The 25,059-nt window shown below is 65.3% G+C and carries 23 protein-coding genes; 14 read left to right on the top strand and 9 right to left on the bottom strand.

The window, feature by feature from the left end:
* Window position 1 precedes the first annotated feature (1 nt).
* Both gatA and gatC read right to left on the bottom strand, forming a co-directional pair.
* On the bottom strand, window positions 2–1,486 hold the full coding sequence (gene gatA, locus ASF04_RS12540) for an Asp-tRNA(Asn)/Glu-tRNA(Gln) amidotransferase subunit GatA (RefSeq protein ID WP_056141800.1): 1,485 nt from the start codon (window positions 1,484–1,486) through the stop codon (window positions 2–4).
* A gap of 74 nt (window positions 1,487–1,560) precedes the next feature.
* Window positions 1,561–1,863: an Asp-tRNA(Asn)/Glu-tRNA(Gln) amidotransferase subunit GatC gene (gene gatC, locus ASF04_RS12535; protein ID WP_056141797.1), complete on the bottom strand. Its 303-nt coding sequence runs from the start codon at window positions 1,861–1,863 to the stop codon at window positions 1,561–1,563.
* Window positions 1,864–2,137: 274 nt separating this feature from the next.
* On the opposite strand from gatC, the gene ASF04_RS12530 reads away from it, so the two are divergent.
* From ASF04_RS12530 to ASF04_RS12495, 8 genes are all read left to right on the top strand, one after another.
* Window positions 2,138–3,181 carry a rod shape-determining protein gene (locus ASF04_RS12530; protein WP_008445008.1) on the top strand — a complete coding sequence of 348 codons (1,044 nt, stop codon included), beginning with the start codon at window positions 2,138–2,140 and terminating at the stop codon, window positions 3,179–3,181.
* Between the two features lie 93 nt (window positions 3,182–3,274).
* On the top strand, window positions 3,275–4,435 hold the full coding sequence (gene mreC / locus ASF04_RS12525; protein ID WP_056141794.1) for a rod shape-determining protein MreC: 1,161 nt from the start codon (window positions 3,275–3,277) through the stop codon (window positions 4,433–4,435).
* Complete coding sequence (gene mreD / locus ASF04_RS12520; protein ID WP_019924444.1) at window positions 4,432–4,944, top strand: rod shape-determining protein MreD; 513 nt, start codon at window positions 4,432–4,434, stop codon at window positions 4,942–4,944. Before mreC ends, mreD begins: the two co-directional genes overlap by 4 nt.
* Window positions 4,945–4,957: 13 nt before the next feature.
* A complete protein-coding gene (gene mrdA / locus ASF04_RS12515; RefSeq protein ID WP_056141793.1) occupies window positions 4,958–6,937 on the top strand; it encodes a penicillin-binding protein 2 in 1,980 nt (659 codons plus the stop codon).
* A gap of 10 nt (window positions 6,938–6,947) precedes the next feature.
* Entirely contained in the window at window positions 6,948–8,060 is a 1,113-nt protein-coding gene (gene rodA / locus ASF04_RS12510) for a rod shape-determining protein RodA (protein WP_056141788.1), read from the top strand.
* On the top strand, window positions 8,060–9,214 hold the full coding sequence (gene rodA, locus ASF04_RS12505) for a rod shape-determining protein RodA (RefSeq protein ID WP_056141786.1): 1,155 nt from the start codon (window positions 8,060–8,062) through the stop codon (window positions 9,212–9,214). Before rodA (ASF04_RS12510) ends, rodA (ASF04_RS12505) begins: the two co-directional genes overlap by 1 nt.
* Entirely contained in the window at window positions 9,211–11,358 is a 2,148-nt protein-coding gene (mrdA, locus tag ASF04_RS12500; RefSeq protein WP_056141783.1) for a penicillin-binding protein 2, read from the top strand. Before rodA (ASF04_RS12505) ends, mrdA (ASF04_RS12500) begins: the two co-directional genes overlap by 4 nt.
* Window positions 11,359–11,371: 13 nt before the next feature.
* Entirely contained in the window at window positions 11,372–12,544 is a 1,173-nt protein-coding gene (locus tag ASF04_RS12495) for a septal ring lytic transglycosylase RlpA family protein (RefSeq protein WP_082488720.1), read from the top strand.
* 15 nt (window positions 12,545–12,559) lie between these two features.
* Here the strand turns inward: ASF04_RS12495 and ASF04_RS12490 are convergent, their stop codons facing one another.
* Genes ASF04_RS12490 through argS form a run of 7 tightly spaced genes read right to left on the bottom strand, consistent with a single transcriptional unit; the run spans window position 12,560 to window position 18,867 of the window.
* Complete coding sequence (locus ASF04_RS12490) at window positions 12,560–13,300, bottom strand: SPOR domain-containing protein (RefSeq protein ID WP_056141780.1); 741 nt, start codon at window positions 13,298–13,300, stop codon at window positions 12,560–12,562.
* A 21-nt stretch (window positions 13,301–13,321) separates the two neighbouring features.
* Window positions 13,322–14,083 (bottom strand): type III pantothenate kinase, encoded by a 762-nt coding sequence (locus ASF04_RS12485; RefSeq protein ID WP_056141776.1) that lies wholly within the window; start codon window positions 14,081–14,083, stop codon window positions 13,322–13,324.
* Window positions 14,074–14,910 carry a biotin--[acetyl-CoA-carboxylase] ligase gene (locus ASF04_RS12480; protein WP_056141773.1) on the bottom strand — a complete coding sequence of 279 codons (837 nt, stop codon included), beginning with the start codon at window positions 14,908–14,910 and terminating at the stop codon, window positions 14,074–14,076. The genes ASF04_RS12485 and ASF04_RS12480 overlap by 10 nt, the downstream gene beginning before the upstream one ends.
* Window positions 14,907–15,707 carry an SDR family oxidoreductase gene (locus tag ASF04_RS12475; RefSeq protein WP_056141771.1) on the bottom strand — a complete coding sequence of 267 codons (801 nt, stop codon included), beginning with the start codon at window positions 15,705–15,707 and terminating at the stop codon, window positions 14,907–14,909. The genes ASF04_RS12480 and ASF04_RS12475 overlap by 4 nt, the downstream gene beginning before the upstream one ends.
* A gap of 36 nt (window positions 15,708–15,743) precedes the next feature.
* Window positions 15,744–16,415 carry a thiol:disulfide interchange protein DsbA/DsbL gene (locus ASF04_RS12470; RefSeq protein ID WP_056141768.1) on the bottom strand — a complete coding sequence of 224 codons (672 nt, stop codon included), beginning with the start codon at window positions 16,413–16,415 and terminating at the stop codon, window positions 15,744–15,746.
* A gap of 29 nt (window positions 16,416–16,444) precedes the next feature.
* Complete coding sequence (locus ASF04_RS12465; RefSeq protein WP_056142040.1) at window positions 16,445–17,137, bottom strand: SPOR domain-containing protein; 693 nt, start codon at window positions 17,135–17,137, stop codon at window positions 16,445–16,447.
* 20 nt (window positions 17,138–17,157) lie between these two features.
* Entirely contained in the window at window positions 17,158–18,867 is a 1,710-nt protein-coding gene (gene argS, locus ASF04_RS12460) for an arginine--tRNA ligase (protein WP_056141765.1), read from the bottom strand.
* A 240-nt stretch (window positions 18,868–19,107) separates the two neighbouring features.
* Here argS and rsmB point away from each other — a divergent pair, with 240 nt between their 5' ends.
* From rsmB to ASF04_RS12430, 6 genes are all read left to right on the top strand, one after another.
* The gene (gene rsmB / locus ASF04_RS12455) at window positions 19,108–20,520 is read left to right on the top strand and encodes a 16S rRNA (cytosine(967)-C(5))-methyltransferase RsmB (protein WP_056141764.1); all 1,413 of its coding nucleotides are present in this window, start codon (window positions 19,108–19,110) and stop codon (window positions 20,518–20,520) included.
* Window positions 20,513–21,148 (top strand): DUF4390 domain-containing protein, encoded by a 636-nt coding sequence (locus ASF04_RS12450; RefSeq protein WP_056141761.1) that lies wholly within the window; start codon window positions 20,513–20,515, stop codon window positions 21,146–21,148. Before rsmB ends, ASF04_RS12450 begins: the two co-directional genes overlap by 8 nt.
* Window positions 21,149–21,157: 9 nt before the next feature.
* Window positions 21,158–23,452, top strand: coding sequence for an ATP-binding protein (locus ASF04_RS12445; protein WP_082488717.1), 2,295 nt, complete (start codon window positions 21,158–21,160; stop codon window positions 23,450–23,452).
* Between the two features lie 77 nt (window positions 23,453–23,529).
* Window positions 23,530–24,255 (top strand): response regulator, encoded by a 726-nt coding sequence (locus ASF04_RS12440; RefSeq protein WP_019924428.1) that lies wholly within the window; start codon window positions 23,530–23,532, stop codon window positions 24,253–24,255.
* Complete coding sequence (locus ASF04_RS12435; RefSeq protein ID WP_056141756.1) at window positions 24,248–24,655, top strand: hypothetical protein; 408 nt, start codon at window positions 24,248–24,250, stop codon at window positions 24,653–24,655. Before ASF04_RS12440 ends, ASF04_RS12435 begins: the two co-directional genes overlap by 8 nt.
* Window positions 24,656–24,770: 115 nt before the next feature.
* Window positions 24,771–25,028 (top strand): DUF3567 domain-containing protein, encoded by a 258-nt coding sequence (locus ASF04_RS12430; RefSeq protein WP_019924426.1) that lies wholly within the window; start codon window positions 24,771–24,773, stop codon window positions 25,026–25,028.
* Window positions 25,029–25,059 lie beyond the last annotated feature (31 nt).

The following is a 25,059-nucleotide window of genomic DNA, read 5'->3' as shown; positions in this document are numbered from 1 at the left end:
CTCAGATGCCGCTCGGTGCGCGGGTGTGCCAGTCGGTCGCCTGCTGGTAGGCGTGGGCGACGTTCAGCAGCTTGGCTTCGCCGAAATGCTTGCCGATGATTTGCAGGCCCACCGGGCGGTTGGCGTTTTTCTCGCCCTGGCCGAAGCCGACCGGAATCGACATGCCGGGCAAACCGGCCAGGCTGGTCGACAGGGTGAAAATGTCGGCCAGGTAGGCGGCGACCGGGTCGTCGGACTTGTCGCCCAGGTCCCAGGCCACGGTCGGGGCTACCGGTCCCATGATGACGTCGCACACGGCGTTGGGGCCGTTCAGCACGGCTTCGAAGTCCTGCGCAATCAGGCGGCGGATCTTTTGCGCCTTGAGGTAATAGGCGTCGTAGTAGCCGTGGCACAGCACATAGGTGCCGACCATGATGCGGCGTTTGACTTCGGCGCCGAAGCCCTCGGCGCGAGTTTTGCGGTACATGTCGCCGAGGTCCTTGTAGCCGTCGGCGCGGTGGCCGAAGCGCACGCCGTCAAAGCGCGACAGGTTCGATGATGCTTCGGCCGGGGCGATCATGTAGTACGCGGGAATCGACAGCGCCGTGTTGGGCAGCGAGATATCGACCAGGGTGGCGCCCAGTTCCACGTACTTGGCCAGCGCGGCGCGCACGGCGTCTTCCACGTCCTTGGCCAGACCTTCGCCGAAGTACTCTTTCGGTACGCCGATGCGCAGGCCGGTCAACGGCTGGCCCAGCTCGCGGGTGAAATCTTCGTCGATGCCGCCCAGTTCCGGTGTGAGGCTGGTGGAGTCGCGTTCGTCGAAGCCGGCCATGGCGTTGAGCAGCAGGGCGCAGTCTTCGGCGGTTTGCGCCATCGGGCCGCCCTGGTCCAGCGACGAGGCAAACGCGATCATGCCGAAGCGCGACACCCGGCCATAGGTCGGCTTGATGCCGGTAATGCCGCAGAACGCGGCCGGCTGGCGGATCGAACCGCCGGTGTCGGTGCCGGTCACGCCTGGCGCCAGGCGCGCGGCCACGGCGGCGGCCGAACCGCCGGACGAGCCGCCCGGTACGGCGGTCTTGTCCCACGGATTTTTCACCGGGCCGAAGGCCGAGTTTTCATTGGCCGAGCCCATGGCGAATTCGTCGCAATTGAGTTTGCCCAGCGTGACCATGCCGGCGGCGCGGAACTTTTCCACGACAGTGGCGTCGAACGGGCTCGCGTAGTTGGCCAGCATCTTCGAGCCGGCGGTGGAGCGCCAGTCGCGGGTGACGAAAATATCCTTGTGGGCGATCGGCACGCCGGTCAGCGGCGTGGCGGTGCCATTGGCGATGCGTTCGTCGGCCTCGGCGGCCTGGGCCAGGGTGAGGGCGCGGTCCACGTGCAGGAAGGCATTCAGGTCGCTTTGCTCGATACGGTCGAGGAAATGCGTGGCCAGCTCGGTGGCGGTGATGGCTTTGCTTTGCAGCAACGCGGACAGCTCTTTAATGGTTTTGGTGTGCATGGCGTTCAATTCGGAATTCGGTACGGCGGCAGGTGCGGCGGCCCGGTTGCCCGGGTGCTTACTCGATCAAGCGATTACTCGATGACCTTGGGCACCAGGTACAAGCCGTCCTGGGTCTTCGGCGCCACGGCCTGGTAGTCGTCGCGGCGGTTGGTTTCGGTGGCGATGTCCTCGCGCAGGCGCAGGGCGATATTATTCATGTGGGCGGCCAGCGGGTGGCTCAGCGGGGCCACACCGTCGGTATCGACTGCCTGCATCTGCCCGGCCAGCGCGAAAATGCCGTTCAGTTGGTCGAGAGCGGTGGCGCTCTGCGCTTCGCTCATCTCCAGTTGTGCCAGCTTGGCAATACGTGTTACGTCGGATAGGGTCAGGGACATGGCGTAGGGCGCGGGGGAAGCCGCGCAAATGTTTAAATTGTTACAATGATAAAAACTTGAAATTCCGCTAAATCGCCGGTAAAAGCCGACGATTGCCGCTTATCTTGCGGCCTCGACTGATACATTTTCGGGCCGATTTTCGGTAAATCGCATTCAAATTATAAGGTAGAATGGCGGGTTGATGCGTTGCCGGCGCTGAATGATTGCTGCCGCAGCATTTCCACGCTTCCCCTTATAACGGTTACGCGCACGTCAGTGGCGCCACAGGACACACATGTTTGGTTTTTTACGCAGGTATATTTCCACCGATCTGGCCATTGACTTGGGCACGGCCAACACTCTGATCTACGTACGCGGCCAGGGCATCGTCCTGGATGAACCGTCGGTCGTTGCGATCCGCCAAGAGGGCGGCCCGAACGGCAAGAAGACGATCCAGGCAGTCGGCAAGGAAGCAAAGCAGATGCTGGGCAAGGTTCCCGGCAATATCGAGGCGATCCGCCCGATGAAAGACGGCGTGATCGCCGACTTCACCGTCACCGAGCAAATGCTCAAGCAGTTCATCCGCATGGTGCACGACTCCAAGTTCTTCCGTCCGTCGCCACGCATCATCATTTGCGTGCCGTGCGGTTCCACCCAGGTGGAACGCCGCGCGATCCGCGAATCGGCGCTGGGCGCCGGCGCTTCGCAAGTGTACCTGATCGAAGAACCGATGGCAGCGGCAATAGGCGCCGGCCTGCCAGTGTCGGATGCCACCGGTTCGATGGTGGTCGATATCGGCGGCGGTACCACCGAGGTGGGCATCATCTCGCTGGGCGGCATGGTCTATAAAGGCTCCGTGCGCGTCGGTGGCGACAAGTTCGACGAAGCGATCGTCAACTACATCCGCCGCAACTACGGCATGCTGATCGGCGAGCAGACCGCTGAGGCGATCAAGAAGGCCATCGGCTCGGCCTTCCCGGGTTCGGAAGTGAAGGAAATGGAAGTCAAGGGCCGCAACCTGTCCGAAGGCATTCCACGTTCGTTCACCATTTCGTCGAACGAAATTCTCGAAGCGCTGACCGACCCGCTCAACAATATTGTCTCGGCCGTGAAAAACGCGCTGGAACAAACCCCGCCCGAACTGGGCGCCGACATCGCCGAAAAAGGCATGATGCTGACCGGCGGCGGCGCGCTGCTGCGCGACCTCGACCGCCTGCTGATGGAAGAAACCGGCCTGCCGGTGCTGGTGGCCGAAGATCCGCTCACCTGCGTGGTGCGCGGCTCGGGCATGGCGCTCGAGCGCATGGACCAGCTGGGATCGATCTTCTCCTACGAGTGATCCGATAGATAAAACCGGGGCCGCTAAGCGGCCCCGGTTCATTGGGTGAGTTGACAGTCTGGTTGGCGCGGGAGCGCCGGATTATTGAAAGTCATGGAATACAGTCCTCCGCCACTTTTCAAGCAAGGCGCTTCGGCGCGGGTCAAGATGACGGTGTTCGCCTGCATATCGATCGTGCTGCTGCTGGTCGATTCGCAGATGCGCACCCTGGGCACGGTGCGCCAGGTCGTCGGCACCGTGCTGCACCCGCTGCAAATGGTGGCACTGCTGCCGCGCGACGCCATCTATGGCGCCGGCGATTACTTCTCCTCGCTCGCGGAGATGAAGAAACAGGTCGATGAACTCAAGCGCCAGCAGATCGCCGATGCCCAGGCACTGCAGCAGGCGCAGTTGCGCACGGCCGAAAACAACCAGCTGCGCCGCCTGATGGGCGCGCGCGAGCAGGTACCCACCAAGTCGATGCTGGCCGAAGTGCTGTACGACGCGCGCGACGCCAGCAGCCGCAAGATCATCCTCAACCGTGGCAGCAACAGCGATGTCTCGCTGGGACTGCCCGTGATCGACAACCAGGGCGTGGTGGGGCAGGTTACGCGCGTGTTCCCGTTCACGTCGGAAGTCACACTGCTCACCGACAAGGACCAGGCCATTCCCGTACAACTGCTGCGCAACGGCTTGCGCAGCGTGGCCTATGGCCGCGGCAAGATCGGCTCGCTGGAACTGCGCTTCACCGCGCCCAACGCCGACATCAAGGTCGGCGACATCGTCGTCACGTCCGGCCTCGATGGCATCTATCCGGCCGGCCTGGCCGTGGCCCGCGTGACGCAGGTGGACAGCAACGCCAATGGCGCCTTCGGCGGCGTGATCTGCCAGCCGCTGGCCGGCATCCAGAACAACCGCCAGCTGCTGATCCTGATGTCGCCACCCGAAATCGCACCACGTCCGCCCGATGAAGAACCACGCGTTCCACGCAAGGGCAACAACCGCATGGCGCCGATCAAGGATCCGGCCAAGGAAGAGGCGCCTGCTGCCGGTGCTGCATCTGCGGCTGCCGGTTCCGAACTGATACCGAAGGCGCCGGCTGCGGCCACGCCGGCAACGACGCCTGTAACCGGTACGCCGGCCGTCAGCACGCCAGCCGTCACCACGCCGGCGGCAAGGACGCCAACTGCCGCCACGCCAGCCACCGTTCCGGCCAACAGGGCGCCCGCCACCGGAGCGCCGGCCGCCACCCCCACCAAGGAACCGGCCCGATGAACCGTCCTCACTACATTCTTCTGCCGGTCAGCCCGCTGTTCATCGCTTTCAGCCTGCTGTGCGCCTTCTTACTGAACCTGCTGCCGTGGGGCCACCTGATCGGCGTGCCCGATTTCGTCGCGCTGGCGCTGGTGTTCTGGGGCGTGCACCAGCCGCGCCGCGTTGGCATTGGCACTGCCTTTTTCCTCGGCCTGCTGATGGACGTGCATGACTCGACCCTGCTGGGCGAGAACGCGCTGTCGTACACCTTGCTGTCGTATTTCGCCATCATGCTGCACCGGCGCGTGACCTGGTTCCCGCTGGCGACCCAGGCCACGCACGTGTTCCCGCTGCTGGTCATGGCGCAGTCGGTGCAGCTGCTGGTGCGCTTCTTCGCGTCCGGCCAGTCGCCGGCGTGGTATTTCTTCCTGGAGAGCGTGGTGGCCGTGTGCCTGTGGCCCGTGGCGTCGTGGCTGCTGCTGGCGCCGCAGCGGCGCGCGGTGGACCGCGATCACACGCGGCCGATCTGACGGTTGGTCGTGCATGACTGAGCTCAAGGACAACCAGCTGGAACTGCACAAGTTCCGCCTGCGCCTGACGGTGGTGGGCGGCGTGGTGCTCACCTGCTTTGTCCTGCTGCTGGCGCGCCTGGTGTGGCTGCAGGTGATCAAGCACGAAGACTACGCGGTCAAGGCCGAGGACAACCGCATCTCGCTGGTGCCGATCCAGCCCAACCGGGGCCTGATCGTCGATCGCAACGGCGTGGTCCTGGCCCGCAACTACTCGGCGTACACGCTCGAGATCACGCCATCGAAACTCACCGCCTCGCTGGATGAGACCATCGACGCGCTGTCGAAACTGGTGGCGATCGACATCAAGGACCGCAAGCGCTTCCGCCACCTGCTCGAAGAATCGAAACGCTTCGAAAGCGTGCCGCTGCGCACCCGCCTGACCGATGAAGAGGTGGCGCGCTTCACGGCCCAGCACTTCCGCTTTCCCGGCGTGGAAATCCAGGCGCGCCTGTTTCGCCAGTATCCGCTGGGCGAAACCGCCTCGCACGTGATCGGCTTCATCGGCCGCGTCAACCAGGCCGAGGCCAGAGCCCTGGCCGACAGCGACCAGGGCGCCAACTACAACGGCGCCGACCATATCGGCAAGGAAGGCATCGAGAAAAGCTACGAGCGCCAGCTGCACGGCACCACCGGCTACGAAGAGGTGGAAGTATCGGCTGGCGGACGCGCCGTGCGCACGCTGTCGCGCCGCAACGCCACGCCCGGCAGCAATCTGATCCTGTCGATCGACATCGAACTGCAAAAGGTGATCGAGGAAGCGTTCGGCGAATGGCGCGGCGCGCTGGTCGCCATCGAACCGGAAACCGGCGACATCCTGGCCTATGTCTCGCGCCCGGGGTTCGACCCCAACCTGTTCGTCGATGGCATCGACACCCAGAGCTGGAACGAACTCAATACCTCGCTCGACCGGCCGATGGTCAACCGGCCGCTGTCCGGCACCTATCCGCCGGGATCGACCTTCAAGCCGTTCATGGCGCTCGCGGCGCTGGAGCGCGGCTACCGCACGCCGGGCCAGAGCATCCACGATGCCGGCTTCTTCACGCTGGGCGGCCACCGCTTCCGCGACGACAAGCCGGGCGGCCACGGCACGGTGGACATGTTCAAGTCGATCTCGGAGTCGTGCGATACCTATTACTACATTCTCGGCAACGAGATGGGCATCGACACCATCAGCGAATTCATGAAGCCGTTCGGTTTCGGCCAGCTGACCGGCATCGACCTCGAACACGAAAAGCAGGGCGTGCTGCCGTCGAAAGAGTGGAAGCGCAACCGCTTCAAGAAGAACGCGGCCGCGCAGCGCTGGCAGCTCGGCGACACCATTTCGATCAGCATCGGCAACGGCTACAACAACTACACGCCGCTGCAGATGGCGCACGCGGTGGCCAACCTGGCCAACAACGGCGTGGTGATGAAGCCGCACCTGGTGAAAATCCTCGAAGACGGCGGCACCCATGCGCGCCAGCTGACAGTGGCGCGCGAGAGCTACCGCATCCCGCTCAAGCAGCAGAACGTCGATTTCATCAAGAGCGCCATGGTGGGCGTGACCACCAGCGGCACGGCCAGCCGCGTGTTTGCCAACGCCGGCTACGTCTCGGGCGGCAAGACCGGCACCGCGCAGCTGTTCGCCATCAAGAAGAACGAGAAGTACAACGCCAAGCTGGTGGCCGCGCACCTGCGCGACAACGCGCTTTATACGGCCTTTGCGCCAGCCGACAAGCCACGCATCGCGATTGCGGTGGTGGTGGAAAACGGCGGCTTCGGCGCTGCCGTGGCCGCGCCGATCGTGCGCAAGGCGCTCGACTTCTACCTGCTGGGCAAGCGCCCGAACCAGAAAGACACCACGCCGGTGCCGAAGGAAGACGCCGTGCTGCGCTCGGTGGACGACATCGAGGCCGAACATGGCGTGGTCGAACCCAAACCGGGTGTGGACACCCCGGGCAATACCGAATAAGGAACCCGCAATGCGCATCCACGAAAGGCGCTCCCTGGGGCGCCGCCTTCGCCCATACTTCACGGTGTTCGATGGCCCGCTCACCCTGATCATCGTCGCCCTGCTGACGGTGAGCATGATCACGCTGTACTCGGCCAGCATCGGCATTCCCGGCAAGATGGAAGACCAGGTGCGCAACATCGTGTTGTCGTTCCTGGTGATGTGGCTGGCCGCGAATATCTCGCCGCAGACCATGATGCGCATCGCCGTGCCGGCGTACGCGGCCGGCATGATACTGCTGGTCGGCGTGGCGTTGTTCGGCATCATCAAGCTCGGTGCGCGGCGCTGGCTGCATCTCGGTATCGACATCCAGCCGTCGGAGTTCATGAAGATCGTCACGCCGATGATGCTGGCGTGGTTCTTCCAGCAGCGCGCCGGCCAGTTGCGCTGGCATTCGTACCTGCTCGCTGCCGTGCTGCTGATGGCGCCGGTGCTGTTCATCGTGCGCCAGCCCGACCTGGGCACGGCGCTGCTGGTGGTCGCTGCCGGCTTTACGGTGATTTTTCTGGCCGGCCTGGCGTGGAAGGCCATCGGCGTGCTGCTGGTGCTGTTCGGCGCCAGCCTGCCGGTGATCTGGACCCTGCTGCACGACTACCAGCGCGAACGCGTGATGACGCTGATCGACCCCACCTCCGACCCGCTGGGCAAGGGCTTCCACATCATCCAGTCCACCATCGCGGTGGGCTCGGGCGGCATGACCGGCAAGGGCTGGACCCACGGCACCCAGGCCCACCTCGAATTCGTCCCCGAGCGCACCACCGACTTCATCTTCGCGGTGTACTCAGAGGAGTTCGGCCTGATTGGTAACCTGCTGCTGCTGCTGTTGTACCTGCTGCTGGTGGGACGCGGCCTGATGATCGCCGGGAACGCGGCCAACCTGTTCAGCCGCCTGCTGGCCGGCGCCATGACCATGATCTATTTCGCCTACGCGTTCGTCAACATGGGCATGGTCAGCGGCATCCTGCCGGTGGTGGGCGTGCCGTTGCCGTACATGAGCTACGGCGGCACCGCGCTGCTCACGCTCGGCCTGGCCGGCGGCATCCTGATGAGCATCCAGCGCCACCGCAAGCTGGTGCAGACCTGATGGCGGCGTTGAATCCCGGGGGCTCGCTGGTGCAGCGCGTACGGCCCTACGTGGCGGTGTTCGATCTGCCGCTGGCGCTGATCATTTTGCTGCTGCTGTCGGTGGGGCTGGTGACGCTGTATTCGGCCGGCCTGGCCATTCCCGGCAAGGTCACCGATCAGTTGCGCAATATCGGCGCGGCGTTCGTCGTCATGTGGCTGGCCGCGAACACGCCGCCGCAAACCCTGATGCGGCTGGCCGCTCCCGTGTATGCGCTGGCAGTGCTGCTGCTGGTGGCGGTGGCGCTGTTCGGCACCATCAAGGGCGGCTCGCGCCGGTGGATCACTTTGGGCGTACAGATCCAGCCGTCGGAATTCATGAAAATCGCCATGCCGCTGATGCTGGCCTGGTACTTCCAGCTGCAGGCCGGGCGCCTGCGCTGGCATACCTACGCGGCGGCGGCGGCCTTGCTGGCGGTGCCGGTGTTCCTGATCGCGCGCCAGCCCGACCTGGGTACCGCCTTGCTGGTGGTGGCCGCCGGCGGCGCCGTGATCTACCTGGCCGGCCTGGCCTGGAAGGTGCTGGCCGCGCTGGTGGTGATGGGCTGCGCCGCGCTGCCGGTGCTGTGGACCATGTTGCACGACTATCAGCGCGAGCGTGTGCTTACACTCATCGATCCGTACCACGATCCGCTGGGGCAGGGTTTTCACATCATCCAGTCGATGATCGCCATTGGTTCCGGCGGCGCCGGCGGCAAGGGCTGGACCCACGGCACCCAGGCCCACCTGGAGTTCATCCCCGAGCGCACCACCGATTTCATTTTTGCCGTGTTCTCCGAGGAGTTCGGCCTGGCGGGCAACCTGGTGCTGGTCACGCTGTACTTGCTGCTGATCTGGCGCGCCACGTCGATTGCGCTCAATGCGCCCACCTTTTTCACGCGCCTGCTCGCCGGCGCCATCACCATGATTTACTTTACCTACGCCTTCGTGAACATGGCCATGGTCAGCGGCATCGTGCCGGTGGTCGGCGTGCCGCTGCCGTTCATGAGCTACGGCGGCACCGCGCTGTTTACCCTCGGGATCGGCGCCGGCATCCTGATGAGCATTTCGCACTTCACCAGCACCGTGCGCCATGGCGCCGGCAGTCATGCGCCGTCCTGGGGAGTGGCGGCATGATCGAAATCAAGGATACCGAGCGCGAACTGCGCGAGTTCCGTACCCGCATCGCGGTGCTGGTCGGCGTGGTGTTCGTGTGCTTTGCGCTGCTGCTGGCGCGCCTGATCTGGCTGCAGGTGATCAAGCACGACGACTTCGCCGTCAAGGCGGAAGAGAACCGCATCGCCATCGTGCCGATCGCGCCCAACCGGGGCCTGATCTATGACCGCAACGGCGTGATCCTGGCGAATAACTATTCGGCCTACACGCTCGAGATCACGCCATCGAAACTCACGGCGTCGCTGGACGACACCATCGAGCAGCTATCGACGCTGGTCAATATCGAAATCAAGGACCGGCGCCGTTTCAAAAAGCTGATGGAAGAGTCGAAACGCTTCGAGAGCGTGCCGCTGCGCACCCGCCTCTCCGACGAGGAAGTGGCGCGCTTTTCCGCGCAGCGCTTCCGTTTTCCCGGCGTGGAAGTGCAGGCGCGCCTGTTCCGCCAGTACCCGCTGGGCGAGACGGCGTCGCACGTGATCGGCTACATCGGGCGCATCAACCGTGCCGACGCCGCCGCCATCGACGAGCGCGAGGACACCGCCAACTATCGCGGCACCGACCATATCGGCAAGGAAGGCCTGGAGAAGAGCTACGAGCAGCAGCTGCATGGCCGCACCGGTTACGAAGAAGTGGAAGTGTCGGCCGGCGGCCGGGCCATCCGCACGCTGTCGCGCAAGCCCGCCACGCCCGGCGACAACCTGATCCTGTCGATCGACATCGAACTGCAAAAAGTGGTGGAAGACGCCTTTGGCGAGCGCCGTGGCGCGCTGGTCGCCATCGAGCCGGAGACGGGCGACATCCTGGCCTACGTCTCGCGCCCGGGGTTCGACCCCAACCTGTTCGTGGACGGCATCGACACCCAGAGCTGGAACGAACTCAATACCTCGCTCGACCGGCCGATGGTGAACCGGCCGCTGTCCGGCACCTATGCCCCCGGCTCGACCTTCAAGCCGTTCATGGCGCTGGCCGCGCTGGAACTGGGCAAGCGCACCACCACCTATGCCACCTACGACCCCGGTTTCTACATGCTGGGCGGGCACCGCTTCAACGATGACGTGGTGGGCGGCCACGGCTCGGTGGCCATGCACCGATCGATCGTGGTGTCGTGTAACACGTATTATTACGAGCTCGGTCACGACATGGGCATCGACATGATCCACGATTTCATGAAGCCGTTCGGCTTCGGCCAGAAGACCGGCATCGACCTGATCGGCGAGAAGACCGGCGTGCTGCCGTCGCAGGACTGGAAGCGCAAGCGCTTCAAGGGTTCGGCCGGACGCTGGGTGGGCGGTGACACGATCTCGGTCAGCAACGGCTCGGGCTACAACGCCTACACGCCGCTGCAGATCGCCCACGCCATGGCCAACCTGGCCAACAACGGCGTGGTGATGAAGCCGCACCTGGTGAAAATCCTGGAAAACGGCGGCACCCGGGCACGCACGCTCACGGTCTCGAAAGAGAGTTACCGGATTCCGCTCAAGCAGGAAAACATCGACTTCATCAAGAACGCCATGGTGGGCGTGACCACCGAAGCCGGCGGCACCGGCGTGCGCGCCTTTACCGGCGCCGAATATCGCGTGGGCGGCAAGACCGGCACCGCGCAGGTGATCACGATCCGGAAAGGCGAGAAGTACAATGCGTCCAGGCTGGCCGAACGCCTGCGCGACAACGCGCTGTTCGTCGCCTTTGCGCCGGCCGAAAAGCCGCGCATCGCACTGGCGCTGGTGGTGGAAAACGCCGGCATGGGGGGCCTCGAAGCGGCGCCAATCGCGCGCAAGGCCATCGATTATTATTTGCTGGGCAAACGCCCGGCCGGCAAGGACACCACCAAGGTCGAAAGGGAAGACGCCGAAGAGATCCTGCCGGTGGAAGGCCAGACGCTCGAAGAGCAGGCCGCCGCCGCGCGCCTCGAAGCGCAGGGCAACCAGGCGCCGGGACTGATGCCGACGGCGCAGCCGCCGACTACGCCGGCACCCGCGCCAGCACCGGCTCCGGCTCCGGCTCAAACACCAACGCCGGCACCGGCGCCCGCGCCGGCCCCAGTGCCAGCCCCGGCGGCGCCCACGCCCGCCACGCAGCCCGCGCCAGCGGTCCGCAAGAACTGAAAAGGATGACGACATGAGGCCAGGCTTCAACACCACGCCCGCCCGCTTGTGCGGCCACCACGCGCCTTTACTGGTACCGCTGCTATTGGCCGCCTTGCTGGCCGGTTGCGCCAGCACGCCCGACGAACGGCTGCCGCGCACCTCGCGCGTGGGCGGTCCCGTGATCAAGGCGCCGCCCACGGGCAAGGCGCAACCGGGCCTGCCGGTGCTGCCGCCGGCCAATTCCGGGCGCGGCGGTTACTACCAGGACGACGGCCCCGGCGACAATCCGCCCGAGAACCTGGCCGCCGTGCCGGACGCCGAGGTGCGCAACGATCCGCTGCTGCCGCGCTCCAACCGCCCGTACGTGGTGCTCGGTAAAACTTACACGCCGATCACCGACGACGAGCCGTTTACCCAGGTGGGCATGGGTACGTGGTACGGGAAAAAATTCCACGGCCAGCGCACGTCATCGGGCGAACTGTATGACATGTACAAGATGACGGCCGCCCATCCCACGCTGCCGATTCCATCGTATGCGCGGGTATCGAACATGCTCACCGGCGCCACGGTGGTGGTGCGTATCAACGATCGCGGGCCGTTCCATTCCAAGCGCGTGATCGATGTGTCGTACACGGCGGCGCTCAAGCTTGGCCTGCTCAACAAGGGCAGTCACGAATTGAAAGTGGAGCGCATCCTGCCGGCCGAGATCGACCGCATGCTGGCCACGCGCGGCGGCGTCTCGACCACCAGCGGGCCGCGCCTGGCATCGCAGTCGCCGCAGGCATCGCCGGACAAGCGCCTGTCGTCGTTCCGGGGCGATGACGAAAAGCCGGCGCTGGTGCTGGCGCCGCGCGCGGTGCCGGCTTCCGAGATCGAAGCGCTGATGCTCGGCGATGGCGCAAAGGCCGCGCCTGCGGCAGCCGCCGCGCCGGCGGTGCCGGCAGTGCCGGCAACTCCAGCGACCCAGGACGAAGCCCTGGCCGGCGGCTACTATCTGCAACTGGGCGCCTACTCGCGCCCGGACGGCGCGCGCCAGTTGCAAGGCCAACTGGCCGGCGCCGCGCTGGCGGCGTTGCACGTGGTGCAAAGTGGACCCGTCTTCCGCCTGTTCAGCGGCCCGTTCGCCAGCCGCCAGGCCGCGCAGGACGCGATCGGCAACCTGCCGTCGGCGCTCAAGCTCAAGCCACTCGTCATCCAGCGCTGACCCCCGAAATCGGCGTTAGCGGCAGGTACGCAGGTCGGTATTGGGGAAGTCGGCGCGGATCTTGTCGAGATCGGCCTTTAACTGTGGCGCGACGTCGCGGAACTGGAAGGCCAGCAGGCGGCTGCCGCTCATGCGCGGCGTGACGCGCGCGGTGCGCACGCCCTGCTTGACCAGCATCGCCAACTGGTTTTGCGCTGCACCCTCGGTCTTGAATACGCCGAGCGACACGCCGTAGCGCAGCGGCGAATTATCCGAAATGACGTAGTAGTTGGTCACGCCCAGGCCGCGCAGCTCGGCCGCCTTGCGGTCGGCTGCTTCCTTGCTGCCTTGCGGCGGGATGTGCACGATGTAGCTCGACACCTCGGTACCGGGCAGGTTGCGGCGCGACTGGCGGTCGCCCAGTTGCAGCGGCGCCAGGCGCGCCTCGAAACGACGCGCCTCGGCCAGCACGAAGCTGCCGATTTCCACGCAGGCCAGCGGCGGCGCCGGCTTGGCAGCAGGCGTGGCGCCGGCGGCAGCGGCAGTAGCTGCGTCAGTATCAGTGTCGGTGGCGGCATTGGCGGCAACCGCAGTAGCGCTCGCCTCGGTGCGGTGCGCGCGCTCGGACGATACCAGTGTCAGGTCTTTGGGGTTGAGCTGGCGCTGCAGGCGCTGCGGTTCGCGCTCGTTGCCGCTGAAATGCCCGAGGTAGCCCTGGCCGTACGCGAACAGCGCGGCATTGACGGCCAACAGCGAACAGAAGATAAATTTCAGCACGGGCTTCCCTGGTTGGAACGGTTAAATGTCGGCAGCGGCCGATGCATGCAGGCCGATCAACACCACATTGTCGATCAGGCGGTACGGCACCGTCAGCAGCGGTGCGATATGCGGCGCGGCGCCGCCGGACAGGATGCACATGGCCGCGCCATGCTGGGCAAACGCGTGTTCGATGGCGCCGCTCTGGGCCACCATGCAGCCGCTCAGGATGGCGTCGTCGGTGTTGTCGGCGAAGCCGTCGGGCAGTTTGGCATCGTGGGCAATGCGGGGGAGCTGCGCCGTGTTGCGCGCCAGCGCGCCAGCCATCAGGCCCAGTCCCGGCAGGATCATCCCGCCCAGGAAAAAGCCGTCGGCGGTGATGGCGTCGATGGTGGTGGCGGTGCCGCAGTTGGCGACGATGATGGACTGGCCCGGCGCCAGCGCATGGCCGCCGATGGCGGCAGCAAAGCGGTCGCACCCGAGTTGGGCCGGGTTGCGGTAGCCGTTGGTCACGCCCACCAGTGCCGGCACGGACGCGAACCAGGTAATCGCCTGGTCCAGGTCCAGCGCCGGAAACGCCCGCTGCAACACGTACTCGAGCTGCACCCGCAGCGCGTTGCCGGCCACGTTGGCAATCACGATGCGACCCACGCCGTGGCGCGCCACGGCTTCGCTCCATGCCAGTTCCAGCTGCGGCAGGTCGGCATGGGTGACGGCGCCGTGTTCGAGCCAGTCGCCCGGGGCGGCATCATTGGCGGCCAGCGCCCATTTCACGCGGGTGTTGCCGGCATCGATCAGGAGCATGGGGTGTTTCCGGTTGATTGTTCGGGAGAGAGCCGCAGCGAGACATCGCCGGACAGTACTTCGACCCGGCCGTTCGGCGTGTCGAGCAGCAGGCGGCCGATGGCGTCCACGCCCACGGCGCGGCCCTGTTGCAGCACATGGCCGTCATCGAGCAGCATCACCTCGCGGCCGTGCCACGCATGCAGCGCGTTCCAGCGTTCGGCAAACGGCGCAAAGCCGGTGTCGTCGAATTCGGCCAGCACCGCTGCCAGGCGGTTCAGGAGCGCGGCCACCAGCGCGTTGCGGTCCATTTGCGCCAGCCACGGGGCAGCGGCCACGCTGCGGCCGATCTGCTGTTCCAGCGCATCGGGCATCAGGAGGTTGATGCCGGTGCCGATCACGGCCCAGATGGCGCCATCGGTCTTATCGACGCAAGTTTCGACCAGGATGCCGGCCAGCTTGTCGCCACCCTTCAGCAGGTCGTTGGGCCACTTGATCTGCACCGGCACGCCCAGGCCGGCCATGGTTTCGGCCAGCGCCACGCCGACCGCCATCGGCAGGCCGGTCATGCGGTGCAGCGGACCCTGGAAGCGCCACGCCAGCGAGAACATCAACGCCGCGCCGGGCGCGGACAGCCAGCTGCGCCCGGCACGGCCGCGTCCCGCGCTTTGCTGGTCGGCGATGCGCAGCAGCGGGCCGCTCAAGGTGCCCAGGTTGTTCAGGCGCGCCAGCAGGTCGGCGTTGGTAGAACCGGTCTCAAACACCGCTTCGATCGCCACGTGGCTGGCGCTGGCGGCGCACAGCGCGGTGATCGCGGCTGGCGAGACGAGCGTGGAGTGATCGTTCATGAAGTTTGTTTGCGCGGTTTGCGCGGTTTGTGCGGCGCCTTGCCGAAGGCGAAGTCGTACACCGGGTTGGGCAGCAGACGCAGCACCTTGGCCACCACGCCCATCTGCCACGGAATCACGGCGTAGCTGCTGCCGGCGTCGATGACACGCGCGGCGCGCGCGGCGAAGCGACCGGGCGTCATCAGGAACGGCATCGGGTACGGATTGACGCGGGTCATTGGCGTGTCGATATAGCCGGGGCACAGCGTGACAACCTTGATGCCGTAAGGCTTGAGCTCCAGGCGCAGCGATTCGCAGTAGCTGATCACGGCGGCCTTGGAGGCGCTGTACGCCTCGGCGCCGGGCAGGCCACGGATGCCGGCCACGCTGCCGATGCCCACCAGCCGTGCCGGCGCGCGCTGCGCCTTCATGGTGGCGATGAACGGCGCGAACGTGGCGGCGGTGGCGGTGAGGTTGGTGGCGACGATGTCGGCAAACACCGGCAGGTCTTCGGCGTATTCGGTGAGGGTGCCGACCGAGATGCCGGCATTGGCGATCACCACGTCGATGCCGCCGGTACAGGTGATGAAGTCTTGCGCGGCGGCGGCAATGGCCGCGTGGTCGCGCACATCGACCGCGTAGGCGCGGTGGCGTTCAGGGTGGGGCAGGGTGGCGATCAGCTGGTCGAGCGCCGGACCGCGCCGGGCCAGCAGGCCCAGCGTGGCGCCCAGTGCCGCGTAATGCGCGGCCAGCGCGGCGCCGATGCCGCTCGAGGCGCCGGTGATGAACACGCGCTGGTGGCCCCACTCAGGCTGCATGGTGGCGCTCCATGGGCGCGTCCGGGCGGGACATGCTTACTTCTTTTCCGCTTTCGCCTTGGCGACCAGTACGTCCATCACCTGGAAGCCCTGCGCGTGCAGTTGCGCTTCGGTGGTGGCGGCCTTGGTGGCTTCGTCGGACATGGCCGGCGAGGTCACGTACTTGCCATCGATGGCGAACATCGGCCACGAATCGACGCCGTAGGTATCCATCAGCGACGAGGCACGCCGCACCTGGCCCTGCACGCCGAAACCGCGATAGGTGTCGATGAACTTCTGGCGATCGACGCCCTGCTTGGCGACGAAGTCGAACACCAGTTCGTCGCGGTTCATGCGGTTGCGGTTGACGTGCATCTCGGTGAAGATCTTGGTGTTCATGGCGTCGTTCATCAGGCCCATCGATTCGAGCGTGTAGAACATTTTTTGCTGCGGCAGGTCGGTGCCGGTGCGCGAGATGTGCACGCGCTTGAAGATGATGGCGCCGCCCTGCTTCTTGATCCAGGCTTGCAGCGACGGGTCGAGCGCGTAGCAGTGCGGGCAGGCGTAGTCGAAGAATTCGATCACTTCCACTTTTTTCGCGTCGGCCTGTTGCGGCGTGGGCAGGGTGCGGTATTCGACGCCGTTTTTCGGATCGGTAGGCGAGGCCGAGGCCGACAGGACCACGGCGCTCATCAGCATGGCGCTTACTGCGTATTTCAGGACTCGCATCTTCACTCCTTGGATTTACTTTTGCTAAGTTATTTCTGATTGCGTACGACAGCCACATCGATGCCGTTTTCCGACAGCTTGCTGCGCACCTTGTTCATCGCCTCGACCTGCTGGAACGGGCCGATGCGCACGCGGTGCAGCACGCCGGTATCGGTGGTGCGGTCCGACAGCGTGGCTTCGAAGCCGAGCAGGGCCAGCTTGCCGCGCGCACTTTCGGCGTCGGCCACTTCGCGGAACGCGCCCGCTTGCAGGTAATAGATGTATTTCTCGTCGCCGGCGGCCGCTGGCGTGGTGGCCGCAGTGGTTGGCGCCTTGCCGGTCGGCACCGGCGTGACGTTGGAGGCGCGTGGCTTTTCAGCCGGCGTGCCCTGGATGCGATCGACCACGGCCTGCAACTGGTCGGCCGCCTTGGCCGGTGCCGGCTCGGGCGGCGGCGGGGTGGCCGGCGCCGGTGGTGGCGGCTCGCGGCCCAGGTCCTTGGCGGCGGCGCGTGCCGCTTCCTTGTTGCCGTACATCGGCTTGTTCGGATCGGCCGCCTGGCCCGCCGTGGTTTCGGCCGACTTGCTGTTGCGGGCCTTGTCGGTAAACGGCGAGGCGCCCTTGTTGATCACCAGCGCCACGACCACCGCCACGGCCAGGCCGATGACCAGGCCGATAACGATGCCGACGAAGGTATTGCCCTGTTGGCGCGGGGTACGGAGCTGCGGAGTGCGGAAAGTCATTGTGCTGGAGATCCTGATCATTACATTTTATTGGGAGCCGAAACGCCGATCAGCGCCAGGCCGTTGCGCAGCACCTGGCGCGTGGCGACCATCAGCGCGATACGCGCAGCCTTGAGCGCCTCGTCGTCCACCAGCACGCGCTCGGCGAAATAGAAGCTGTGCAGGTTGGCGGCCAGGTCGCGCAGGTAGAACGCGATCTGGTGCGGGCCCAGCTCCGCTTGCGCGCGCGCCAGCGTTTCCGGGTACGCAGCCAGGGTGGCCAGCAAGGTCGCTTCGGTAGGGGCGGTGAGCGGCGCCAGGTCCACGTTGGCCAGCGAGGCTTCGTCGCCAGTCCACTGTTCCAGCATGCGGCAGATGCGCGCGTGGGCGTACTGCACGTAATAGACCGGGTTCTCGTCCGAGGTTTTCAGCGCGACATCGACGTCGAACACGAATTCGGTATCGGCCTTGCGCGAGATGAGGAAGAAGCGCACGGCATCGCGGCCCTTGGTGATGTCGCCGCCGCCCGACCATTCGATCAGGTCGCGCACGGTGACGTACGAACCGGCGCGCTTGGAGATTTTCACCTCTTCGCCGCCCTTCATGACAGTGACCATTTTATGCAGCACGTAGTCGGGGAAGCCTTGCGGAATGCCCAGGCCGACCGCTTGCAGGCCGGCGCGCACGCGGGCGATGGTGCCGTGGTGGTCGGAACCTTGCACGTTGATGGCCTGGTTGTAACCACGCTGGAACTTGACGATGTGGTACGCGACGTCGGGCACGAAATACGTGTAGGTGCCGTCGGTCTTGCGCATTACGCGGTTCTTGTCGTCGCCGTAGTCTTCGGTGCGCAGCCACAGCGCGCCTTCTTCCTCGTAGGTTTTGCCCGATTTGTTGAGCATGTCCACGGCGGCTTCGACCTTGCCGTCCTGGTACAGCGACGATTCGAGGTAGTAGTTGTCGAACTTGACGCCGAACGCCTGCAGGTCGATGTCCTGCTCGTTGCGCAGGTACGTCACGGCAAACGCGCGGATCGATTCGATGTCCTCGATATCGCCCGAGGCGGTGGCCGGCGCCCCGTCGGAAGCCGACACGGTCTTTTTGGCCAGGAAGTCGGCGGCGATGTCGGCGATGTAGTCGCCGTTGTAGGCCGATTCGGGCCAGGCCGCGTCGCCGGGCTTGTGGCCGCGCAGGCGTGCCTGCACCGAGTTGGCCAGGGTTTGAATCTGCACGCCGGCGTCGTTGTAATAGAACTCGCGGGTAACGTCGTAGCCCTGGCTGCCGAACAGCGACGACAGCGCATCGCCCAGCGCGGCCTGGCGGCCGTGGCCCACGTGCAGCGGGCCGGTGGGGTTGGCGGAGACGAATTCGATGATCACTTTCTGGCCGGTGCCGGTGGCGCTGCGACCGTACGCTGCGCCCTGGGCCAGCACGGCCTTGACCACGGCCTGCTTGGCCGCTGCGGTCACGCGCAGGTTGATGAAGCCGGGGCCGGCGATATCCACGGACTCCACCAGGCCGGCGGCGGCAGGATCGGCGCGCAGCGCATCGACCAGGCGGGTAGCCAGCTCGCGCGGGTTCATTTTGAGCTGCTTGGCCAGTTGCATGGCGATGTTGCAGGCGACGTCGCCGTGCGACGGATCGCGCGGACGCTCGAGCACGACGTTGGCGAAGACTTCCGTGCCAGCGAGGATCGGAGCAAGGGCGGCCTGGAACAGGGCGGTGATATCTTGTTTTTGTTGGGCGAGCATGAGCAGGGTGGCGGCGGAGCCGCGCTAAATAATCATCAAAATGCGAAGTGTTACGCTTCGGGCCGGCGCGAAAGCACGAGCCAAACTGCAAATATTATACTGGTTTGACCGGGCCCGGTCACCGCGCGTCGGTATCTGAAACGAGATTTACATGTGTGGCCCGCGCATATCATCGCCATATGAAAGGTGCTGCTGTATACTGCGCGATCACGGCTGCCGGCCGCCATCTGGAATTAGCATATGAACAAGCAGCGACCGACACTCTCCCTGAAGTCCCCCGCCAAGCCCGCTGCGCCCACGCTGCGCGCCAGCCACGCGCGCGACCTCAAGCCGGCGCTGCAAACAGGTTTTAATACCGGCCTCAAACCCGATTCCCTCGCATTTTCCCTGATCGGCGCGGCGCAAGCCGTGGCGCTGGTGCGCACTGGTACCAACCTGCCACAGGCGCTGGTGCAGGTGTGGGCCCGCCTCGGTGGCGATGCGACGCCGCAGGCGCGCGGCGCGATGCAGGACATCAGCTACCGCTGCATGCGCCAGCTGGGCCAGAGCGAAACCCTGGTGGGCCTGATGGCGCCCAAGGCGCCCGAGCCGCTGGTGGCGGCCTTGCTGGCCTGCGCGCTGGCGCTGATCAACGCCCCGGACGAAACCGCGCCCTACGAAGAATTCACCGTGGTCGATCAGACCGTGACCGCCGCCGAGGCGCACCCGGACACCGCCCGTGCCAAGGGCATGGTCAACGCCGTGCTGCGCCGCTTCCTGCGCGAGCGCCAGAATCTGCTCGATACCGCCTCGCTGCAGCCGCTGGCGCGCTGGAACTACCCGCAATGGTGGATCGACGCCGTGCGCGCGGCCTGGCCGCAGGACTGGCAGGGCGTGCTCACCACCGGCAACACCGCGCCGCCGCTCACCTTGCGCGTCAACGTGCGTAAAAGCTCGGTGGAAGACTACCTGGCCGTGCTGGAGCAGGCCGGCATGGCCGCCACCCGCATCGGCCCGTCGGCCGTGCGCCTGGTCAAACCGGTGGCCGTCAGCCTGATCCCCGGCTTTAACGACGGCGTGGTGTCGGTGCAGGATGCCGGCGCCCAGCTGGCCGCGCCGCTGCTCGATGTGGCCGACGGCATGCGCGTACTCGACGCCTGCGCTGCGCCCGGTGGCAAAACCTGCCATATCCTGGAACTGGCCAACGTGCACGTGACCGCGCTTGACGCCGATGCCAAGCGCCTGGCGCGGGTGGGCGAAAACCTCGAACGGCTGCAACTGGACGCCGAACTCAAGGCCGCCCCGGCCGAGACCTCGGACTGGTGGGACGGTCAATTGTTCGACCGTATTCTGGCCGACGTGCCGTGCACGGCGTCGGGCATCGTGCGCCGCCACCCTGATATCCGCTGGTTGCGCCGCAAGGGTGACACGCTCCAACTTGCAACACTTTCGGCCAAAATCCTCGACAACCTTTGGCAGATGCTTGCCCCCGGTGGTAAATTGCTGTTCGTGACATGTTCCTTGTGGCCCCAGGAATCCGAGGCGCAGGCGGCCGCGTTTGCCGTGCGCCACGGCGCCGCGCGCCTCGACGCGCCGGGCCAATTGCTTCCCGCCGGTGGCGACGGGCAGGATCACGATGGTTTGTTCTACGCGCTGTTCCAGAAAAATGCGTAACCGTTTTGCCAGCGATTTTGCCCAAGCTTTAGCCACCCCGCACCTGTTGAGCACCGTGACCCTTCGATTTCTGCGCCTGTTGATCGGCCCCTTGCTGCTATTGATTGCCTGCGCCATGCCGCAGGCGGCACGCGCTGCGGACGGCGTCGAGATCAAGCGCGCCTTCGTGGAAGCGACCGAAGAAGGCTACCGCCTGTCGGCTACCTACGGTTTCGACCTCAATCACGGCCTGGAAGACGCGCTGCAATACGGCGTGCCGCTGTACTTCACCACCACCATCGAATTCTCGCGCCCGCGCTGGTACTGGTTCGACGAAAAAGCCATCGTCGCGCGCCAGACCGCCAAGATCTGGTTCAACGTGCTCACCCGCCAGTACACGGTGGGCATCACCGGCAGCGTGGCGCAAAGCTATTCGTCGCTCGACGACGCGCTGTTCCAGATCCGCCGCCCCAACCGCTGGATCGTGGCGCCGCGCGGCGCGCTCAAGGTGGGCGAAACCTATACCGTCAAGCTGTCGATGGGGCTCGACCCCAACTACCTGCCCAAGCCGATCCAGATCAACGCCCTCAACAACAATGAATGGCGCCTGGCGTCGGACAAAAAATCCTTCCTTTACAGGGCCGAATAAGTGAGCAGGATGCTGCGGTACTTTGCGGTCGTCGGCGGCGCCTTCGTCAGCATCCTGCTGTTCCTGCTGGCCTCGGCTTCTGATAACTCCGGCTTCTTCGACCGCTACTATGCCTGGCTGCTGGGCCTGAACGCGGCGGTGGCCGGCGCGCTGCTGCTGCTCGTCGCCATCTCGCTGTTCCGCCTGTACGGCCGTTACAAGGATGGCAAGTTCGGCTCCAAGCTGATGACCCGGCTGGTGCTGCTGTTTGCCGCCATCGGCGTACTGCCGGGGCTGGTGATCTTCCTGGTGTCGGTGCAGTTCGTCTCGCATTCGATCGATTCCTGGTTCAATGTGCCGGTGGAAGAGGCGCTGGAGGCCGGTATCGACCTCAGCCGTGCCGGTCTCGACGCGGCGCTCGGCGAGCTGACCGTGACTGCCGCCCGCGCCACCGAACGGCTGGCCCAGGAACCCACAGGTACCGAGCGCCAGATGCTCGCCGAACTGGTCAAGAATCATCCCGGCATGCAGAACGCCATCATTGTCGATGCCGAAGGCGGCCTGGTTGTCAGCGCCCGCGCCAGCAGCGGCGGCAACCTCAGCGCCGACCTGCCCACCAGGGAGATGATGGCCCGCGCCAAGAGCGAGGTGGCCTACGGTGCACCCGAGGGCGGCAACGAACTGCGCAGCAACCTGATCGATGTCCCCACCGCGCCCGTCAACCAGCCGGACAGCGCCAGCCAGCTGCGCCTGCGCGTGGTAATGGCCATTCCCGAGGTGGTGCGGCCCAACGGCTTCCGCCTGGCGCCGCGCTACCTGCAACTGATCCAGCTGGCGCCCGCCAAGCTCGCTGCCAACGGCGAGACCATCCGCAGTGCCTATTCCAATTACAAGGAACGGTTTGTCGCGCGCGTGGGCTTGCGCAAGATGTATATCGTCACCCTGACGCTGACCCTGCTGCTGGCAGTGTTTGGCGCCATTGCCAGCGCCTTCCTGATCGCCCGCGACCTGGCCCAGCCGCTGTTGCTGCTGGCCGAAGGCACGCGCGCGGTGGCCGAGGGCGACCTGTCGCCACGCCCGATCGTTGCCACGTCCGACGAGCTGGGCACGCTGACGCAATCGTTCAATACCATGACGCGGCAACTGTCGGACGCCCGCAGCGCGGTCGAGCGTAACCGCACGGCGCTGCAAAACGCCAAGGCCCATCTGGAATCGGTGCTGGCCAATATGTCGGCCGGGGTGATGGTGCTCGATGCCGAATTCCACCTGATCAGCTTTAACGATTCGGTCGAGCGCATCCTGCAATTGCCGGGCATGACCATGATCGGCCGCAAGCTCGACGAGGTGGACGGCATGCAGGAGTTCGGCGCCGCCATCGTGGCCGGCTTTGCCGCCCAGAGCGCGCAGTCGGCCGCCGGGCGCACCGCCCAGCGCACCCACTGGCAGCGCCAGATCGAGGTGCCGCGCCGCTCGGCCAGCCTGGACGACCACGACCTGACCCTGCTCACGCGCGGCTCGCGCCTGCCGATCGAGGGCGGCAGCGGCTACCTGGTGGTGTTCGACGATATTTCCGACGTGATTTCGGCGCAGCGCTCGATCGCCTGGGGCGAGGTGGCACGCCGGCTGGCCCACGAAATCAAGAATCCGCTGACGCCGATCCAGCTGTCGGCCGAGCGCCTGCAAATGAAACTGGAAAGCAAGCTGGTCTCGCCCGATACCGAGCTGCTGGCCAAGAGCACGACCACCATCGTCAACCAGGTGGCGGCCATGAAGCGCATGGTGGACGACTTCCGCGACTATGCGCGCACGCCGCCGGCGGTGCTGCATCCGCTCGACCTGAACGCGCTGGTGGGCGAAATCCTCGACCTGTACCTGAGCGGCGAGAGCAGCGACATCATCCACCCGCAACTGGCGCAAAACTTGCCGCCAGTTATGGGCGATGCGACCCAGTTGCGCCAGGTCATACACAACCTGCTGCAAAACGCCCAGGATGCCATGGCCGAGCTGCCGGCGGACGCCCCGGCGCCGCGGATTGACGTGGTTACCGAAGCGATTCATTATCGGGGCGCGGACGGTGGCGAACGGATGGCGGTGCGGCTGTCGATCAGCGACAATGGTCCCGGCTTCGCGCCCAAGATCCTGGCGCGCGCATTTGAACCATATGTCACTTCCAAGGCGCGCGGAACCGGCCTGGGCCTGGCGATGGTGAAGAAGATTATCGACGAACACGGCGGCAGAATCGATATCCAGAACCACACTGAAAGAAGTGGCGCGTCCATATTGATTTTGCTGTTAAAGTTAGCGCCGACAATGCAAAATGTTTAATCGAAGTAAGCAACGCATTTAGAAAATAAATAAGCAAACGACGCCGCACGACGGCGACATGTAGAAGGCGAGGGAAGATGGCAAACATACTGGTAGTGGACGATGAGATGGGCATCCGCGAGTTGCTCTCGGAAATCCTCAGCGATGAAGGACACGCAATTCAACTGGCGGAAAACGCCCAGCAGGCGCGCGAGGCGCGTGCCGCCGGTGCACCCGACCTGGTATTGCTCGATATCTGGATGCCCGATACCGACGGCGTGACCCTGCTCAAGGAATGGCAGCGTGACGGCTTGCTGACGATGCCGGTGATCATGATGTCGGGCCACGCGACCATCGATACGGCGGTCGAGGCCACCCGCATCGGCGCACTGAACTTCCTCGAGAAGCCGATCGCGCTGCAAAAACTGCTCAAGGCAGTGCAGGCGGGCCTCACGCGCGCCCAGGAAACCGTGCGCACGCCGCCAGTGGCGCCGCGCCCGGTACTGGCGGCCCAGCCCGAGGAAGCGCCCGGCGCAGCCTTCAATGCACCGAACCCGGCAGCGGCGATTGCCGTGCGCGGCGGCGCCACCGTGGCCGGCGCCGACAACCACTCGTTCAGCCTGTCGTTCGACCTGCCACTGCGCGAGGCGCGCGATGCGTTCGAACGTATGTACTTCGAGCACCACCTGGGACGCGAAGGCGGCAGCATGACGCGCGTGGCCGAGAAAACCGGCCTGGAACGTACCCACCTGTACCGCAAGCTCAAGCAACTGGGCGTCGAGCCGGGCAAACTGGCAAAAAAGGCCGCCTCAGCCCGTGACTGACGTCAACGCCACGGTGGCCGCCGGCCCCCGGGCGCCGGTGCCCACGTGGCTGGTCACGGGCCCCCGCGCCGGCGCGCGCGAGACCGCCATTGCCGCGCTGCTGCAGCAGGGCGTGCCCAGCGCCATCATCCTCGAGGGCCTGTCCGATGGCGGCTCGGCCCTGGTGTTTGAAGATTCCCCTCCAAAATATGCCGCGAATGTTATCCGGATCGCACCCGGCTGTTTGCATTGCAGCGGTAATCTCGTTTTACGGGTAACATTGAACCGTGTGCTGCGCCGTCCCCCCGCTCAGCTCTACATCAGCCTGGCCTCGGCCGAGCACCTGGCACTGCTGCGCGAGTGGCTGTCCGGGCCGCCGTACGATGCGCTGCTGGCATTGCAACCCGATATCGCGGCCTGAATCAGCCGGCAGATCGGCTCTTTGATCTACAGCAAGCCCTTGAATCGCATGCTTTCAGCCCCATTTCTGAAGCTGAGAGTGAAACCAAGCAGGCCCCCTGGAGAAAGGAAGCAATATGAATCTCATCTATAACAGCGAGCAGTACAGCGTTGTCGAGTTTGGCGCCGACCGCACTCTGGACGCACTGCGCTTTGGCGGCTACGAAATCGTCGACAAAGGCGGCAAGCGCGAGATCTTCATCAATGGCGTCCTGGCGCAAAACTTCCGTCGCGATGTCAACGAACTGATCGCCAACGAGCCCACCATGGCTGAAATCGATGAATTTTTGGGCAGTTACGATGAGCTCATGAGTCAGCCGGTGCTGTTGCATTAAGGTATAAATACGGCGCAGGTGCTCTTTATGG

This window comes from Duganella sp. Leaf61 (genome assembly GCF_001421905.1).
GTDB lineage: Bacteria > Pseudomonadota > Gammaproteobacteria > Burkholderiales > Burkholderiaceae_D > Rugamonas > Rugamonas zoogloeoides.
This window is presented reverse-complemented; position numbering and strand designations above follow the sequence as displayed.